Source organism: Ruegeria sp. ABM4_193, from assembly GCF_056158705.1.
In genome coordinates, this window is the sequence record NZ_JBSWTT010000001.1 from 2,390,227 (window position 1) to 2,408,720 (window position 18,494).

14 protein-coding genes are annotated in these 18,494 nt (G+C 57.0%); 12 read left to right on the plus strand and 2 right to left on the minus strand.

What is annotated here, in order from left to right; translation table 11 throughout:
• Positions 1-120: 120 nt before the first annotated feature.
• From pepN to ACXADZ_RS11985, 7 genes are all read left to right on the plus strand, one after another.
• The gene (gene pepN / locus ACXADZ_RS11955; protein ID WP_475196599.1) at positions 121-2,673 is read left to right on the plus strand and encodes an aminopeptidase N; all 2,553 of its coding nucleotides are present in this window, start codon (positions 121-123) and stop codon (positions 2,671-2,673) included.
• A complete protein-coding gene (locus ACXADZ_RS11960; protein WP_475196602.1) occupies positions 2,670-3,098 on the plus strand; it encodes a hypothetical protein in 429 nt (142 codons plus the stop codon). Before pepN ends, ACXADZ_RS11960 begins: the two co-directional genes overlap by 4 nt.
• Before the next feature lie 129 nt (positions 3,099-3,227).
• Positions 3,228-4,487: a hypothetical protein gene (locus ACXADZ_RS11965; protein WP_475196604.1), complete on the plus strand. Its 1,260-nt coding sequence runs from the start codon at positions 3,228-3,230 to the stop codon at positions 4,485-4,487.
• 81 nt (positions 4,488-4,568) lie between these two features.
• Positions 4,569-6,080, plus strand: a complete 1,512-nt coding sequence (gene gatB / locus ACXADZ_RS11970) for an Asp-tRNA(Asn)/Glu-tRNA(Gln) amidotransferase subunit GatB (protein ID WP_475196606.1) — start codon at positions 4,569-4,571, stop codon at positions 6,078-6,080.
• Positions 6,081-6,227: 147 nt separating this feature from the next.
• Positions 6,228-7,484, plus strand: coding sequence for a peptidase T (gene pepT / locus ACXADZ_RS11975; protein WP_475196609.1), 1,257 nt, complete (start codon positions 6,228-6,230; stop codon positions 7,482-7,484).
• Positions 7,485-7,564: 80 nt separating this feature from the next.
• Positions 7,565-7,984, plus strand: a complete 420-nt coding sequence (locus tag ACXADZ_RS11980; protein ID WP_475196611.1) for a DUF4177 domain-containing protein — start codon at positions 7,565-7,567, stop codon at positions 7,982-7,984.
• Positions 7,985-8,313: 329 nt separating this feature from the next.
• Positions 8,314-9,390 carry a PLP-dependent cysteine synthase family protein gene (locus ACXADZ_RS11985; protein WP_475196612.1) on the plus strand — a complete coding sequence of 359 codons (1,077 nt, stop codon included), beginning with the start codon at positions 8,314-8,316 and terminating at the stop codon, positions 9,388-9,390.
• Between the two features lie 11 nt (positions 9,391-9,401).
• On the opposite strand, the gene ACXADZ_RS11990 is transcribed toward ACXADZ_RS11985, so the two are convergent.
• On the minus strand, positions 9,402-9,656 hold the full coding sequence (locus ACXADZ_RS11990) for a BolA family protein (RefSeq protein WP_171184953.1): 255 nt from the start codon (positions 9,654-9,656) through the stop codon (positions 9,402-9,404).
• Positions 9,657-9,764: 108 nt separating this feature from the next.
• Here ACXADZ_RS11990 and ACXADZ_RS11995 point away from each other — a divergent pair, with 108 nt between their 5' ends.
• Positions 9,765-10,391, plus strand: a complete 627-nt coding sequence (locus ACXADZ_RS11995) for a J domain-containing protein (RefSeq protein ID WP_171092268.1) — start codon at positions 9,765-9,767, stop codon at positions 10,389-10,391.
• 151 nt (positions 10,392-10,542) lie between these two features.
• Positions 10,543-11,091, plus strand: a complete 549-nt coding sequence (locus tag ACXADZ_RS12000; protein ID WP_475196619.1) for an NYN domain-containing protein — start codon at positions 10,543-10,545, stop codon at positions 11,089-11,091.
• A gap of 231 nt (positions 11,092-11,322) precedes the next feature.
• On the opposite strand, the gene ACXADZ_RS12005 is transcribed toward ACXADZ_RS12000, so the two are convergent.
• Positions 11,323-13,149, minus strand: coding sequence for a Hint domain-containing protein (locus ACXADZ_RS12005; protein ID WP_475196622.1), 1,827 nt, complete (start codon positions 13,147-13,149; stop codon positions 11,323-11,325).
• 398 nt (positions 13,150-13,547) lie between these two features.
• On the opposite strand from ACXADZ_RS12005, the gene cobS reads away from it, so the two are divergent.
• The 3 genes from cobS to ACXADZ_RS12020 all read left to right on the plus strand — a co-directional run bounded on the left by cobS (position 13,548) and on the right by ACXADZ_RS12020 (position 18,462).
• The gene (cobS, locus tag ACXADZ_RS12010) at positions 13,548-14,534 is read left to right on the plus strand and encodes a cobaltochelatase subunit CobS (RefSeq protein WP_171092274.1); all 987 of its coding nucleotides are present in this window, start codon (positions 13,548-13,550) and stop codon (positions 14,532-14,534) included.
• Positions 14,535-14,657: 123 nt separating this feature from the next.
• Positions 14,658-16,535 (plus strand): cobaltochelatase subunit CobT, encoded by a 1,878-nt coding sequence (gene cobT / locus ACXADZ_RS12015; RefSeq protein WP_171092276.1) that lies wholly within the window; start codon positions 14,658-14,660, stop codon positions 16,533-16,535.
• Between the two features lie 136 nt (positions 16,536-16,671).
• Entirely contained in the window at positions 16,672-18,462 is a 1,791-nt protein-coding gene (locus tag ACXADZ_RS12020; RefSeq protein WP_475196626.1) for an aminopeptidase P family protein, read from the plus strand.
• The last annotated feature ends 32 nt before the right edge of the window (positions 18,463-18,494 follow it).

Below are 18,494 nucleotides of genomic sequence, written 5' to 3' on the forward strand. Positions count from 1 at the left end.
GCAGTATTCGGTCCTTCAAAAAGCTGCCTTAAAATCAGCAAGCGAATGACGCAGGCCAGTTGCAGCCCCTGTACGAAGCCCCTAACGTCGCGCCAAACCAGTACGGATACGAGGCCCAAGATGCGCGACGCTGCCCCCACAACAATTTACCTGAAGGACTACACGCCGTTCGGTTATTTGGTGGATAGCGTGCACCTGACCTTCGACCTTGCCGACCACGCCACCCGGGTCACATCGCGTGTCGCCTTTCGCCCGAATCCTGATGCCACGGACCGGACATTCTTTCTGCATGGGGAAGACCTGACGCTGATCCGCGCTGCAATCGACGGTGCCGAGATCGCGCCGGATGTAACCGAAAAGGGCCTGACCGCTGCCGTACCGGATGCGCCCTTCATCTGGGAGGCCGAGGTCGAGATCGACCCCGGCAATAACACCGAGCTGGAAGGGCTTTACATGTCAAACGGAATGTACTGCACGCAATGCGAGGCAGAGGGGTTTCGCAAGATCACCTACTACCCCGACCGCCCGGACGTGATGTCCACCTTCACCGCGCGCATCAATGGCGACCTTCCCGTACTGCTGTCCAACGGCAACCCGTCGGGCAAGGGCGACGGCTGGGCCGAATGGACCGACCCATGGCCAAAACCGGCCTATCTGTTTGCACTGGTTGCAGGCGACCTAATCGCCCATCACAACCAATTCACCACCAAGTCGGGCCGCGACGTGGAATTGAACCTGTGGGTTCGTCCCGGCGATGAAGGCAAATGCGCCTTTGGCATGGAAGCCTTGAAAAAGTCGATGAAATGGGACGAAGACGTCTATGGCCGCGAATACGATCTCGATGTGTTCAACATCGTCGCCGTGGACGATTTCAACATGGGAGCGATGGAAAACAAGGGTCTGAACATCTTCAACTCCTCGGCTGTTCTGGCAAGCCCCGAAACCTCGACCGATGCGAATTTCGAACGCATCGAAGCGATCATCGCACATGAGTATTTCCACAATTGGACCGGCAACCGCATCACCTGCCGCGACTGGTTTCAGCTGTGTCTGAAAGAAGGACTGACGGTATTCCGCGATGCGCAGTTCACATCCGACATGCGCTCGGCCCCTGTGAAACGCATTCACGACGCCATAGACCTGCGCGCGCGCCAGTTCCCCGAAGACAACGGCCCCCTGTCACACCCGGTACGGCCCGAGAGCTTTCAGGAGATCAACAACTTCTACACCGCGACCGTCTATGAGAAAGGTGCTGAAGTAATCGGAATGTTGAAACGTTTGGTCGGGGATGACGCCTATGCCAAAGCGCTGGACCTGTATTTTGAGCGCCACGACGGCCAGGCCTGTACCATCGAGGATTGGATCAAGGTTTTTGAAGACACCACAGGCCGCGACCTGACCCAATTCAAACGCTGGTACAGCCAATCGGGCACGCCACGCGTCACCGTTTCGGAAGACTGGGCGGACGGCATTTATACCCTGACGTTGAAACAGCGCACTGAGCCGACGCCGGGGCAAAATGAAAAGCAACCTCAAGTGATCCCGGTTGCCGTGGGCCTGTTAGGTGCAAATGGGGATGAGGTCCGCCCGACCGAAGTGTTGGAACTGACCGAAGCTGAGCAAAGCTTTCAATTCACCGGGCTGGCCGCGAAACCCACACCGTCGATCCTGCGTGATTTCTCAGCGCCGGTTATTCTTGAGCATGACGTCAGCAACACCGAGCGGGCGTTTCTGCTAGCCCACGACACCGACCCCTTCAACCGTTGGCAGGCTGGGCGGTCTCTGGCGCAGGACACTTTGCTGCGAATGATCCTGGATGATGCCGCGCCGGATGCCGATTACCTTGATGGGTTGCTGGCCGTGTTGCGTGACGGAGAATTGGACCCGGCCTACCGGGCCCTAATGCTTGGGCTGCCGACGCAATCCGAGCTGGCGGCAACCTTGTACGAGCGCGGCCAGACCCCTGATCCGATGGTGATCTGGTCCGCGGTAGAGACACTGCGGCAGGCCACGGCCCAGCACGTACAGGATCTGTTGCCCCGGCTGCACAGCGAAGCCTTGGTGGATGGCCCCTATGCGCCGGACGCTGCGCAATCCGGCAAGCGCGCCCTTGGTAGCGCCGCGCTGGCGCTGACCACCCGACTGGACGGCGGGGCAATGGCGGCTGAGGCGTATGACAACGCTGATAACATGACCCTGCAATTGACTGCCCTGTCTTGTCTGTTGCGCGCGCGCAAAGGAGAAACAGAACTCGCTGCGTTCTACGACCAGTGGCAGCATGACCGACTGGTTATGGATAAATGGTTTGGCCTGCAGGTGACAATGGCCGCACCCGAGGCGACACCCGGCGTGGCACAATCTCTGACACAACATGCCGACTTCAACTGGAAGAACCCCAACCGGTTCCGCGCCGTCATGGGCGCGCTGGCGATGAATCATGCCGGGTTCCATCAGCCTGACGGGGCTGGCTATGCCCTGCTGGCTGATTGGCTGATCCGACTGGATCCAGTGAATCCGCAAACCACTGCACGCATGTGTTCGGCATTTCAAACGTGGAAACGGTATGATGCCGACCGTCAGGACCTGATGCGTGCGCAGCTTTCTCGCATTGCTGGAACCCCGAACTTGTCGCGTGACACCAGTGAAATGGTATCGCGTATCCTTGGCGCATGACTGAATTCACATTCGCCCGCCAGAACCGAAACACGCGAACATTGGTCATTCTGGCTGCGGTCTATTCCGGTTTGATGGCTCTGGTCGTCCTGTTCGATGCCGCCTGGTGGATCGTATGGCTGCTGGCATTGGGCACCCTACCAGCTGTGTGGGACGTGATCCAGAATACGCGCGCCGGCGTGCAGATCGATGCGGCCGCCATACGCTGGTTTACCGGCAAGCGCCAGGCAGAGGTCCTGCTGCAGGACATTGATTTTTTCCGGTTTGACACGCGGTGGGACTTGTCGGTACGCGTTTCCATCGTTCTGCATTCGGGCAAACGAATCCGTTTACCCGATGAGTCGCTTCCGCGGCATCGAGACCTTGAACCGGTCCTGACACAGGCCGGGTTCCGTGTTGAGCGCCATCATTTTACTGTTTTCTGAAACACTGAGCCTCTGACCGGTAAATTGGACACAAAAACCGAAAACTGCTAAGCATTTAACTTGATCTGAGCCCAATATCTCGCCAGATTTGAAAGACGTTAAGTGTTTTTACAGTTTTTGAGTTTCGCCATGTTTCGGTCGTTTCGGGCAATGTTTGCCCAACCCTCAGCCTCATCCGCTCCTGCCGCACCAGAATTGTGCGCGACGAAGTCTGCGTTGGCGGCTGCCTTGCCTGAACAAGGACAGCTCAACATTCCTGTTGTGCAAACGGGCAATGAAAACCTGATTGGGCATTCCACAATCGAACATGGCCGCTATTTGGCCAGGCAGGATCGTTGGGCCGATCTGTCCAAGGAAATGCGAACCGCAGATCAGGATCGCGCTGCCGTGTCGGACGGGATGCCAATTGCCGATCTTCTGGCGTTTGGGGCAAGATCGGATGTGGTTCTGGCTGCGGAACACGCACTGACGGACGGCAAAGCCATTTCGGATTACGACCTGTTGGGAGGCATATCTGAGCTTGAAGGCGAAATGGCGAACAATCCTGATGACCCAATGATCGCCGCCGTTGTCGCCCTTGCCCATATCGATCTGGCTTGGGCGTGGCGCGGTACGGCGTCGGACACGGCGCTGCCGCCCTTGCACCGTTCTCGCTGTGCTGCACATTTTGACCGGGCCGCGTCGATCTTGCCCAAATGCCGGACTGATGCCCCGGACAGCCCGCTGATTGCTGCGGCAGGCTGTGCGCTTTTGGCCGGTCAACGCCGCGCCAACGCGCGGGTGTCTGATGAATACGAGCGCCTGATCACGCTTGATCCACGCAACCAACGGCACATGCGCGCCATGGGCAGCCATCTGTTGCCCCGGTGGTTCGGAAGCTACGAAGAGCTGGAATTGCAAGCGATGCGTACAGCGGCTCGGACCCAAGATGTCTGGGGTGCTGGCGGCTACACTTGGGTTCAGTTCGACGCCATTGCGTTGGATGAAGAAGCCTGTGCGCGGGTCGATACCGAGTATTTCCTGGACGGTTTACGCGACATCGTGCGACTGCGGCCCGATCAGCAAATGATCAACATGCTGTCGGCCTATTGTGCAATCACCATCCAGAACGGACGAGGCCAGAACGAACAAGCCGACCAGTTCCGCGCACAAATGCGCGATACAGCGAACTGGCTGATCCGCGACCACCTGACCGAGTTGCACCCATTGATCTGGGCCCACGCGACAGCAGGCTTCAACAACTCGGTGCGCATCAACTCGCCCGAGCGGTTTGCCGCACGGGGCCAGCGGGATGCCTTGCGGGCGATCTCGGATCTGTTCCGGGACGAATTGCGTAGCGGTATGGATGTGACCTTCACACCAACGGGCCTACAGTTTTCCCAGAACTGAACACGTCAGGATTCCCCCTTGCCCCTAGGCCCTGCCGGGCCTAATACGCAGGCTTAGACTTCTGCGGAAATGAGGCGCGCCATGCTCGATCTGACATACGAAATGCCCAAACCCAAGACCATTGCCGGGGCCAAGCACGACTGGGAACTGGTGATCGGGATGGAGGTGCACGCTCAGGTCTCGTCCAATGCCAAGCTGTTCTCGGGTGCGTCGACCCAATTCGGGGCCGAGCCGAACTCGAACGTGGCTTTCGTGGACGCGGCGATGCCGGGGATGCTGCCGGTGATCAACGAATACTGCGTTGAGCAAGCTGTGCGCACAGGGCTGGGCCTGAAAGCGGATATAAACCTGAAATCGGCGTTCGACCGTAAGAACTATTTCTACCCTGACCTGCCGCAGGGCTACCAGATTTCGCAGCTGTACCACCCTATCGTGGGCGAAGGCGAAGTGCTGGTTGAGATGGGTGACGGCACCGCACGCATGGTTCGCATCGAACGCATCCACATGGAGCAGGACGCGGGTAAATCGATCCACGACATGGACCCGCATATGTCCTTCGTCGACCTGAACCGGACCGGCGTCTGCCTGATGGAGATCGTCAGCCGCCCCGATATTCGCGGGCCGGAAGAGGCTGCCGCCTATATCTCCAAGCTGCGCCAGATCATGCGTTATCTGGGCACCTGCGACGGCAACATGCAGAACGGCAACCTTCGGGCGGACGTCAACGTCTCGATCTGTTTGCCGGGTGCGTATGAGAAGTATCAGGAAACGCAGGATTTCTCACATTTGGGCACGCGCTGTGAGATCAAGAACATGAACTCGATGCGGTTCATCCAGCAGGCGATTGAAGTCGAAGCCCGCCGCCAGATCGCCATCGTCGAAGGGGGTGGTGAGGTCGAACAGGAAACCCGCCTGTATGACCCGGACAAGGGTGAGACCCGCTCGATGCGGTCCAAGGAAGAGGCGCATGATTATCGTTACTTCCCCGACCCTGATCTGCTGCCGCTGGAAATCGAGCAAGCGTGGGTCGATAACATCGCCGCGAAGCTGCCTGAACTGCCCGACGAGAAAAAAGCACGTTTTATCAGCGCATTTGGCCTGACCGACTATGACGCATCGGTTCTGACCGCCGAGGTGGAATTTGCCGCGTATTTCGAAGACGTCGCCAAGGGTCGCAACGGCAAACTGGCTGCGAACTGGGTGATCAACGAACTGTTCGGCCGTCTTAAAAAAGAAGACCACGACATCACCGACTCGCCGGTTTCCCCGGCACAGTTGGGTGGGATCATCGATCTGATCTCGTCGGATGCCATTTCGGGCAAGATCGCAAAGGATCTGTTCGAGATCGTCTACACCGAAGGCGGCGACCCGGCGCAGATCGTTGAAGACCGTGGCATGAAGCAGGTGACTGATACCGGCGCCATCGAAGCTGCTCTGGATGAAATCATCGCTGCCAACCCGGCACAGGTTGAAAAGGCCAAAGTGAACCCGAAACTGGCGGGTTGGTTCGTGGGCCAGGTCATGAAGGCGACCGGAGGCAAGGCGAACCCGAAGGCCGTGAACGAATTGGTCAGCAAAAAGCTGGGCTCGTAACCCGATTGATGTGTACAGGTCTGCCAACGGCTACGGTTGGACTTGTATACATCGTATTCTCACGAAATCTTAAGACTTGGGGTCAAGCCATCGGCTTGACTTCCCCCTGTTCGCGTCCTTTCTTCGCCTCCAGAAAGGTGAGGTATCATGCAGAACAGATTTGATCAGGAACTCGAAGACCGGCTGGTGCGGTATGCGGCCATCGACAGTCAGAGCGACGAGACTTCCCCCACAGTCCCCAGCACGCAAATCCAGTTCGACATGCTGAACCTGTTGCGCGACGAGCTGGCCCAGATCGGCGCGCAGGATATCGAGGTCACAGGCGACAGCGTGGTGGTTGCGACCATTCCCGGAACCGCTCCGGGGCCGACAGTGGGCTTTTTGGCGCATGTGGATACCGCCCCTCAGTTCAATGCTACTGGCGTCAAGCCACGGGTGATCAAGAGATACAATGGCGGTGATATCTCATTCCCAGACGATCCTGATCTGGTTCTATCACCGGAAGAAAACCCCTATCTGGCCGAGAAAATTGGCCATGACCTGATCACCGCTTCAGGCACAACCCTGCTGGGTGCGGATGACAAGGCGGGCGTGTCGATCCTGATGACCATGGCGCGGCACCTGATCGAAAACCCGGATATTCCGCACGGACCGATCCGCATCGGGTTTACCCCGGATGAAGAGATCGGGCGCGGTGTAACCGAACAGCTACCCAAGGATCTAGGCGCGGATTTCGCCTATACGCTGGACGGTCAGGAAGTCGGTGAAATCGAGTACGAGAGCTTTTCAGCCGACCGTGCGGTGATCAAGATCGAAGGCGTTTCGATCCATCCCGGTTTGGCGAAAGACAAAATGGTGAACGCAGCACATCTGGCGTCCAAGATCGTTCAGACGCTGCCTCAGGCCACCATGACCCCGGAAACCACAGATGGGCGCGAGGGATTCATCCATGTCACCGACATGAATGGCGGCTCGTCCGAGATGGAGATCAAACTGATCCTGCGTGATTTCGAAATGGACGCACTGGAAGCCCAGCGCAACATCGTGCGTCAGGTGTGTGCCGCCGTACAGGCCACCGAACCGCGCGCGACCATCACCTGCGAGATCAGCCATCAGTATCGCAACATGCGCTATTGGCTGGAAAACGACATGACGCCGGTCGATCTGGCCCGGGATGCCTGCCGCGAGTTGGGGATCGAACCTCTGTCCGTCCCGATCCGTGGCGGCACCGACGGGTCGCGCCTGACCGAGTTCGGCACCCCTTGCCCCAACCTGTTCACTGGGATGCAATGCATTCACGGACCGATGGAATGGATCTCAGTACAGGACATGGCACTGGCGACTGAGCTGTGCCTTTCGGTTGTGACCAAGTCGGCACAGGCAGGCGGCAATCATCAGGGCTGAATTCCGCTGGTTGGGCAACGGCTCTTTCCCTCGGGGATCAGCGTGTTAGTTTGGCGCGAACAGGTGTTTAGGAACAGTTGATGCAGCGCTACGAATACAAGGTGATCCCCGCCCCACAAAAAGGTGTCAAAGCCAAAGGGGTGAAAACACCCGAGGGCCGCTTTGCGGTCTCGGTTGAACAGGTCCTGAACCAGATGGGTCAGGACGGTTGGGAATACCAACGCGCCGAGCTGCTACCCAGCGAGGAACGCGCGGGCCTGACCGGATCGACAACGAACTGGCGCAACGTGCTGGTGTTTCGGCGCGTGGTGGAAGAAAAAGTTGACGCATCCGAAATCGGCACAGCACCCGATATGGACAGCACCCCTTTGGCCCAGCCGGTTCCGGGACCTGATGAGGTGCAAGCGCCGAAACCGATTGCGGCCGAGACAGACGAACCGCCGTTGTCGTTGAAACGGTCTGATGAAGTATCCGAGGCCGATGACGCTTCAAAATCTTAGTCTATGTCGAAGGGTTGGGTATCTGAGTCAGGGCACTAGACCACCTGCTGTTTTGAGTTAAATCCAACATCCTTAGTCATTTGCCACGCTTTCAACACAGGTTGCCCGGCGGAACCCGCGTTCAGGCTTGTCCCGTGCGGGTTCCAGCGCACTCCGGTTGCAAATGACCGGAACAGACGCCTGTCTATGCGTGATCTCGTCCGAAAAAGAACAAAAGCGTCAAAAGACTGGCGGCGACTTGAACACAAGCGTTACACGCCATTTGAAAAAGGGATACGCACCCCGCAAATCTGTGGCATGCTAACACGGCAACCGGGAGGGACATCAAAATGGCTATTCGGCAGACGCAAGGGCGGGCACGCCTTTATGACAGCATTCTGGACACCGTGGGCGACACTCCTTGCATCCGGGTCAATCGGATCGCGCCAGATCATGTGACCGTCTATGTGAAGTTCGAAGCGTTCAATCCCGCCGGTTCGGTCAAGGACAGGCTGGCGCTGAATATCATCGAAGCGGCGGAACGGGATGGGCGGTTGAAACCCGGTCAGACCGTTGTCGAGGCGACATCTGGCAATACCGGGATAGGACTGGCCATGGTTTGCGCCGCAAAGGGCTATCCGCTGGTTGTCACGATGGCTGAAAGTTTCTCGGTCGAGCGGCGCAAGTTGATGCGGTTTTTGGGGGCCAAGGTCGTTCTGACCCCCAAGGCGCAAAAAGGGTTTGGCATGTACACCAAGGCCAAGGAACTGGCCGAGGAAAACGGGTGGTTTCTGGCCAGCCAGTTCGAAACTTCTGCCAATGCCGATATTCACGAAAACACGACCGCGCGGGAGGTTCTTGCCGATTTCGAAGGTCAGCGGCTGGACTACTGGGTGACCGGATACGGGACCGGTGGAACGGTTTCAGGTGTCTCGCGCGCCTTGCGGAAGGAACGGCCGGAGACAAAGATCATCCTGACCGAACCAGCCAATGCAGCCATCGTGTCATCGGGGTACACCAACACCCGCAACGGGGATCATCAGCCGACCGAGAGCCACCCGAATTTCGAACCGCACCCGATTCAGGGGTGGACGCCGGACTTTATTCCATGGGTCCTGCAGGAAGCCATAGACAATAAGTATTACGACGAACTGATCCCCGTACCCGGACCCGAAGGGATCGCGTGGTCGCGCCGACTTGCCTCGGAAGAAGGTATTTTCACCGGAATCTCGGGCGGGTCGACCTTTGCCGTCGCGATGAAGATGGCCGAATCCGCACCGGAAGGATCCGTTTTTCTGGTCATGCTGCCGGACACTGGCGAGCGTTATTTGTCGACCCCTTTGTTCGAAGGTATCGAGGACGACATGACAGAAGAAGAATATGCAATATCAGCTTCAACACCTTCGGCGCAGATGAGCGCAGACTGACGTCCTAGCGTTCAGGTATCGATATCCAAGGCCAGCGCATGAATGCGGGGCACGATATCGCCCAAAGCTTTGTGAACCGCGCGATGGCGGGCGACACGAGATTGCCCTTCAAAAGCGGCGGCGCGAATGCGGACGTTGAAGTGGCTTTCACCACCTTCCTGAAAACCCGCGTGGCCGCGGTGGCTTTCGCTGTCGTCGATCACCTCAAGCTCGCGCGGGTCAAAGGCAGCTTGCAGGCAGGTTCGGATCTCGTCGGTCACGCTCATTTTTTCGCTCAGCGGCAAAAATTTTACCGCCCCCCTCTTCTACTTTCGGCTGCTTAGATTAAACTGCTGCCTCCGAGTCGAAAAGATGCGTTCGTGAGGATTGAGAGCATGACGAAGTCAGACCCCTTCGGATTTGATATGTCCGTTTCCAGCGCCAAGAAAAAGAACCCGCGCGGGCGCCGGGGCATGTCAGGCGCGTCCGAGACGTCGGTCCGGATCTGTGATCATGAGGGCTGCAACGAGCCGGGCAAGTTCCGCGCCCCCAAGGCACCGGATGTGCTGGATGATTTCTTCTGGTTCTGCCAGCAGCATGTGCGCGAATACAATCAGAAATGGAACTTCTTCGACGGCACCACAGAGGCCGAGTTAAACGCGCAGCGGTCGAAAGACAAAGTGTGGGAACGCGAAACAAAACCGATGGGCGACCCCGAGGCGCGCGCCTGGGCCCGCTTGGGCATTGAGGACCCGCATCAGGTTCTGGGTGCCAACAGCACGCAAAACAAAGGCCGCACCTCGGGTGGTGGTGGCCGTCGCCTGCCCCCCACCGAACGCCGCGCCATCGAGATTCTGGAAGCCAATGACAGCTGGTCCAAGGCCGAAGTGCGCAAGGCCTACAAGAAACTGATTAAGGTTTTGCACCCGGACATGAATGGCGGTGATCGCAGCCAGGAAGAGCAGCTACAAGAGGTCGTCTGGGCCTGGGATCAGATCAAGGACAGCCGGAATTTTAAGTAAACCCGCACCCAGCGCTTTATGCCCGAAGCTTATGATTGGTAAAGAACACAGTCGAAAATGATTGTGCGCAAGCTTACTGGAAACCCGTTCCCATTCCCGCAATAGTGGCGGAGTTTGAACAGGAAACCTCCAAGGAGCGACCTCAGTGCGTATGCCATTTCTTCTGCTCCTCCTCTCACTGGGTGGCTTCTTTGCTGCCCCGTTATTGCCAGCCGAATACAACGGCGTGCAGGTGCTGAGCTTGCTGTGCATAGCTGTCAGCCTGATCTGGGGCCTGCGCGCCTGGCGCAAATGGCGTGTAGCCAATACTTGGGTCATTGTGGACGGATCCAACGTGATCCATTGGAAAAACGGCGACCCGGACCTCGGCACCTTGCAACTGGTCCTTGCAGCCCTGAAACGGGCCGGTTTCAGACCCGGCGTCGTTTTCGATGCGAATGTTGGCTACAAGATCGACGGCAAGTTCATGAATGATCAGGCGCTGAGCCGGGCTTTGAACCTTCGGACAAAGCAGGTCATGGTTGCCCCCAAGGGCACGCCCGCGGATCCCTTGATTTTGCAGGCATCGCGGGACAGCAAGGCACGCATTGTTACAAACGACAGGTTCAAGGACTGGGTTGATGAGTTTCCGGATGTGGTGAGATCGGATCGCCTCGTGAAGGGTGGTTTTCGGAAAGGTGAGCTCTGGTTTTCGCTATAGGCCAAGAACCCCAAAGACCGTAGACGGCAGACGCCACTTTTGTGTTTTCGAAAGTTGGGGGCGCAACTCAAAAAAACTGTCTGAATTCACCAAGGTAGGGACACGTCCCTCAAAAGAAACCAATTCTGCCGGCTTATAGGAATACATCTCGCTACAACCGACAGTCCCTATCGATCCCGCAATCTTAGCCGCAGGTTTTTTTGTGATCAGGTTTTACAAGCAAAGCCCGTTTCACCGCCCAAAATCAAGAACACGGCCCTCGAAAGCACGCAGAATAGGTCGGACGGTGGACATTTCGGTAGCTTCGTTCGGCATGTCGGGAAAAAGTTCCATCAATTCTTGTTCCACCGGGTGGGCAGGTATCTCCCTTCGAGACAAATCCAAGAAATAGCTTTCCGTCCAGATACCGCACGAAGAAACAATTTCATGCCGGTCGAACAAAATATGATAGTAATCTACAGTGTCCCAGTTTGTTTCCCTGTAGATCGTGTCCCCGTTACACAGGAATTTTGCGGCGACAAGGCATTCTTCCAGTCCAAACAGAAGTTCAGCGCGCCACCCGCTCAGCAAAACACGATGCTCGGGAGAAACGCGAAGCACTTCTTCGTTACCAAGCGCGTCCTTCGAAATCACTATGGGCGCATATTTCCCTTTCGCCGCAACGGAAACCCGACCGATCCAGCGGATAGCTTGAAATCCGTTATCTAGTGTTTCTATCCAATCACCTACGGCCAAGTCTTCGACCCGTATTTGCCCTTGCTTCGATTTGATACGTGTCCCTTCTACAAAACATGGAATGATCGGAGGTGTCAGAACCGTTCCGACATTGAAGTTTTCATTGTTGAATGGCGTGTTGTTGTCCTGCGACCCATCGCCATTGGTATCCAGATCCGGCCGCGAGCGATCAATCACTGGATTCAGTGGGTTACCATTCGAATCAATAAACTTTTCATCCAATGAAAACGCGAGCGTTCCTTTAATGTCGGAACCCGGAGGCTCTAGCGCATTTGGAAGTTCCACGTCATCTGCTGTTGTAAAAAACGAGTCCCCTTGTTCTTTGGTCCCGCTATCAGCCCCTCCGGTCTCCTTTACCTTCGAACCGGGGTTCACAATCAGGTCATAGGATACTCCGTCGCGAATGACTGTAATTCTTGTGAAGATGACTTGGTCGTAGTCAAATTCACCATCCAAAGCACCCGATTGTATATCGCTGCTCACGATATCTATTTCGATCACATCCGTTGGAAGGAAGGTAAACGACGATTGCAGCCTTGTGCTGCTTCCGGTGTCGTCTATCGCATCAACAAAGGCCACCTGATCGCCAGTAAAATAAAGCGTTGTAACGTCCTGAGCTGCAGAGATGGGCGTGGGTAAGCCTGAGAACCCGCCGGTGTCATACGTAAATCCACCCCCCGGGTTTTGATTGCCACCACCGTCGAGTGTATCCCAGTTGTTAGGATCTCCAACGAGACCAACAAGTTGATCGCGTAAAACTTCCGGAGACTCAGTGTAGGTGTTGTTGTTTAAAGCCGTCGTTGGATTGAAGATCATAAAGTCTTCATCTCCGCCGATCGTGATCGCCCCGTTAGAGGCGTCTAGCCCCGTTCCACTTAAGTTTGGCCCGCCGGGGGCGCCCGCATCTTCATTTGAAATGACAGAAATGAAACCGTTTGGGTCCGGATCAATCGTCGTTCCGTTATAGGAACCTTGAACCGCCCAGAACTGTTCATCACTACGGGAAAGCGCTCCTCCTCCGCGAAGGTAGCTAACAGACCCAATGGGTGCACCGCCGGGTGAGGTGCCTTGTACAATGTCGGCGTCAGGACCACCCTGACCGCGTGGCGTCATGTCAATTGTAACAACTTGGCCGGGCGGAATGTCAGACGTCACGGTCCATTCAATAACTTGCTCGCCGGGGACAAACGCAGTCCCGTTCCATTCTGTGTCCGTGAAGTAAATGACTTCGCCGGCGGATATCGTGGTCGAAGTGATAAACGCAACGTCATTGTTGTCAGCGTCCCAACCAACAAAAACGATATCTCCAGCGTTTAACGCCAAAGTGCGCCTCCAGAAAACATATACACATCTTAATTACACAATAATATCCTAGCGGGCTTGAAGTCCTGTTCAAGTTTATCCTTGGAAGTGTTGCTTTTCGGTGATTTCAAGATGCGAAGCCCGCTAGTTCACGGCCAAGCTTAGTCCTCAGCGAAACAAGCCAGATCACTCAGTAACATAAAGCAAATCACATACACCAGAACGTATCGACCCCTACGAATTTTTGCGCCTGTTTCACTAGTGCTGTTTTGTCTGATGAGTACCAATAGAGCCAGTTTGAAAGAAAAACCTGCTCACCGATCCTAGCGCACCTCTTTCCCTTGCCCTTGCCCGCAATATGTTGCACCACACACGGGTTCAGACCCGGCAAGGCGGGCCAAAGGATAAGGACAAGACGAATGGCTGACGGATCGATCGACGTAAACGCAAAACCAACCGAAGATATCTCGGTCCGCGACGTATTCGGCATTGATACGGAAATGAAGGTCAAAGGCTTTGCCGAGGCCACTGACCGTGTGCCGGCCATCGACCCGACCTATAAATTCGATCCTGAAACCACGCTGGCCATTCTGGCGGGTTTTGCCCACAACCGTCGTGTGATGATCCAGGGCTATCACGGTACGGGTAAGTCGACTCACATTGAACAGGTTGCGGCGCGACTGAACTGGCCTGCGGTACGCGTGAACTTGGACAGCCATATCAGCCGGATCGACCTGATCGGTAAGGACGCGATCAAGCTGCGCGATGGCAAGCAGGTCACTGAGTTCCACGAAGGCATCCTGCCCTGGGCGCTGCGTAACCCGGTCGCCATCGTGTTCGACGAATATGACGCGGGCCGCGCGGACGTGATGTTCGTAATCCAGCGTGTTCTTGAGCATGACGGCAAACTGACCCTGCTGGACCAGAACGAGATCATCACACCGAACCCGAACTTCCGCCTGTTTGCCACCGCCAACACGGTTGGTCTGGGCGACACCACGGGTCTGTACCACGGCACGCAGCAGATCAACCAGGCACAGATGGACCGCTGGTCTTTGGTCTCGACCCTGAACTACCTCAGCCACGATGCCGAAACGATGATCGTGCTGTCGAAAGCGCCACATTACAACACCGCCGACGGCCGCAAGACCGTCAGTCAGATGGTCACTGTGGCCGACCTGACCCGGACTGCCTTCATGAATGGCGATTTGTCGACCGTCATGAGCCCCCGTACGGTGATCAACTGGGCTCAGAACGCCGAGATTTTCCGCGATGTCGGGTATGCTTTCCGCCTCTCTTTCCTGAACAAATGTGACGAGTTGGAGCGTCAGACCGTTGCCGAGTTCTATCAACGCTGCTTCGACGAAGAGCTGCCGGAAAGCGCGGCGAGTGTGAGCTTAGGGTAATACGCCGAATTGCGCCCGTTTGCGGGCGCAAAGCCTCCGGCGGAGGTATTTTTAGCCAGATGAAGGCGGATCCTGTTTCCCTGTTGATGGAAATCGGGGCTGCAATGTGAAAGGCTTGGGGACATGGCACAGAAGAACGACAACCCTGCTGATCCGTTCAAGAAGGCTCTGGCCGAGGCAACCAAGGTCATGGCCGATGACCCTGAGTTGTCGGTAACCTATACGGTTGATCCTTCGGGCATGTCAGGCGAGTCGATGCGTTTGCCTCAGGTTTCGCGCAGGATGACGCGCGAAGAGGTGCTTCTGGCGCGCGGTACTGCCGATGCTCTGGCCTTGCAACGCAAATACCACGACGATGCCACTCATGCACGCTATGCCCCTCCGGGGGATATGGCGCGGGACCTCTATGAAGCTATGGAGACCGCTCGCTGCGAAGCGATGGGCGCGCGGGATATGCCCGGCACTGCCAGCAATATTGACGTCAAGATCGGGCATGAGGCGATCCGGCGTGGCTATGACCAATGCAAACAGCCTGCCGATGCACCTCTGGCCGTGGCAGCAGGCTATCTGATCCGGCATCTGGCCACCGGGCGCGATTTGCCGCCTGCGGCCGAGAACATCATGAACCTGTGGCGCGGCTTCATCGAGGAACAGGCCGGAGGCACGCTGGAGAATCTGGACGAAATTCTCTCGGATCAGGCCGAGTTTGCCAAATTTGCCCGTCAGGTGATCAAGGATCTGGGGTATGGCGATCAGCTTGGGGATGACCCCGATGAGCTGGACGATGAGCAGGAAGATCAGGCCGAGGAAGACGCCGAGGAACAGCCCGACCCAGACAGCACCGGTCAGGATGATCAGGACGAGCAGGACGCAGACGCCACCCCTGAACAAAGCCAGGAAGAGCAACAGGATCAATCTCAGGCACAGGTCTCGATGGATGAGATGGCTGAGGATGAGCTGGGTGACGAGGCGGAGATGCCTGAAGGTGAGGCCCCGATGGAGCCACCTGCCCCGCCGCCAGCATCCGAGGCTGACCCGGATTACAAAGTCTATCTTGATACCCATGACGAAGAAATCGCCGCCGAGGACCTGGCGGAACCTGCCGAGCTGGAACGGCTGCGTGCCTATCTGGATCAGCAGCTGGAGCCGTTGAAGGGGGCCGTGAGCCGCCTGGCCAACAAGCTACAGCGTCGACTGCAGGCACAACAGAACCGCAGTTGGGAGTTCGACCGTGAAGAAGGTATTCTGGATGCCGGTCGTCTGGCGCGTGTGGTGGCAAATCCAACCACACCATTGAGCTTCAAGGTCGAGAAGGATACCGAATTCCGCGATACAGTGGTCACACTGCTACTGGACAATTCCGGCTCGATGCGGGGACGTCCGATTTCGATCGCGGCCATCTGTGCGGATGTTCTGGCGCGGACGCTGGAACGCTGCAATGTGAAGGTCGAGATTCTGGGTTTTACCACGCGGGCGTGGAAAGGTGGTCAGGCGCGCGAGGCTTGGCTGAACGATGGCCGCCCGCAGCAGCCGGGGCGTCTGAACGATCTGCGCCATATCATTTATAAGGGTGCCGATGCGCCCTGGCGTCGAGCGCGCCCCAATCTGGGCCTGATGATGAAAGAGGGGCTTCTGAAGGAAAACATCGACGGTGAGGCCTTGGAATGGGCGCATCGTAGGATGCTGGCGCGGCGCGAGGCGCGCAAGATCCTTATGGTCATTTCGGATGGTGCTCCGGTCGATGATTCCACGCTGAGCGTGAATCCGGCCAACTATCTGGAAAAACACCTTCGCGATGTGATCGCCATGGTCGAAAAGCGCAAGATGGTGGAACTGTTGGCCATCGGGATCGGCCACGACGTAACCCGGTATTATGACCGTGCCGTGACCATCACCGATGTGGAACAGCTGGCAGGTGCAATGACCGAACAGTTGGCGGCTTTGTTCGACAGTGATCCGCGCGCACGGGCCCGGGTGATGGGGATGCGAAAGGCCAGCTAAGGCTGGCCTTGCCTCCGGCGGGAGTATTTTTGAAAAGTTGAAGTCTGGGATCGGCTTTTGTTCGGATCATACTGATCTGGACATTTGGTCCACTGCGCCTCAGGGTCTGCCGGTACCACAGTGAATGAGGCCCTTCATGTTCCAATCCTTTCAAGTGACTGCCCGCCCGGAACAAGGCCCACCAAGGTTGACCGCGCTGCGAGCGGAAATGGCGCAAGCGGGTTTGGATGGGTTTCTGATACCACGCGCGGACGCCCATCAAGGGGAATATGTGGCCCCACGTGATGAACGTTTGGCCTGGTTGACTGGTTTTACAGGCTCGGCCGGGTTTTGCGCCGCCTTGCCTGATGTCGCCGGGGTCTTCATTGACGGGCGCTATCGTACGCAGGTTAAGGCACAGGTTGCCGATGACTTCACGCCAGTGCCCTGGCCCGAGGTCAGCCTGAGCGCGTGGCTGAAAGAGCAGCTGCCCAACGGGGGCAAGGTGGGGTTTGATCCTTGGCTGCACGCTGCAGGTCAGATTTCCGATTTGATACGTGACCTGGACGGTACCGGCATCGAACCCGTGAGATGTGAGAACCTTGTTGACCGGATCTGGGCGGATCAACCTGCACCACCCATGAACCCGGTCAAGGTGCATTCGATTGAATTTGCCGGGGAGTCGTCGGACAGCAAAATTACGCGTCTGGCCAAAGATTTGCAGCGGAATGGGAATAGTGCTGCGGTCCTCACCCTGCCGGATTCGATAATGTGGCTGTTGAATATTCGCGGATCTGACATTGCCTATAACCCGGTCGCACATGGTTTTGCGATTTTACATGCAGATGGCAGGGTCGACCTGTTCATGACAGCCGACAAGCTGGTCGAAGTCAGGGATCATCTGGGTTCAAATGTGACCGTGCATGACCCGCAGACTTTCCTCGACACGGTCGGCGCACTGGAGGGACCAGTTCAAGTGGACATTGGCACCCTGCCCCAGATCGTAGCGGATGTGTTGGGGACCGCGATGACTGAAGGTGGCGATCCTTGTGCCCTGCCCAAAGCCTGCAAAAACCCTGCCGAAATCGCGGGCAGCGCCGAAGCGCATTTGCGTGATGCAGTGGCCGTGATCGAGACCCTCTGCTGGCTGGACGGGCAGGTACCCGCCAGTTTGACCGAGACTAAAGTGGTCACGCGCTTGGAAGAGAACCGGCGCAAGGACAATGCGCTTCAGGATATCTCGTTCGACACCATCGCAGGGACCGGGCCAAACGGTGCGATCATGCATTATCGCGTGACCGAAGAAACCGACAGCCGCTTGGAAGACGGTCACATTCTGGTTCTGGACAGCGGCGGGCAATATCTGGACGGTACAACCGATATCACACGAACCATTGCCATCGGCGAAGTTGGCGATGAAGAGAAAACGTGTTTCACACGTGTCCTGAAAGGCATGATAGCCATGTCGATGTTGCGCTGGCCTGCAGGGCTTGCAGGTCGTGACATCGAATGCGTGGCGCGAACGCCGCTTTGGGCCGCAGGGCAAGACTTCAATCATGGGGTCGGCCACGGGGTCGGAGCTTATCTGAGTGTTCACGAAGGGCCGCAGCGCCTGTCAAGGGTAAGCCATGTGCCGTTACAACCAGGAATGATCCTGTCAAACGAGCCTGGATACTATCGTGAAGGCGCTTTTGGCATCCGCATTGAAAACCTTGTCGTAGTGGAAGAGGCCCCCGCCCTGCCCGGCAGCGACGCAGAGCGTGCAATGCTGAACTGGCAGACCCTGACTTTCGTACCGATTGACCGCAGGCTGATCCTGGTCGATATGTTGACACCCGACGAACGTGACTGGCTGAATGCCTACCACCGCGACGTTGCGGAAAAGATCCGCCCAAGGCTGGGACGTGACGCGCAACTGTGGTTGGATGCCGCAACTGCGCCGGTCTGACACCGGGCTGTTACATAGAACGGGCAGAGGAG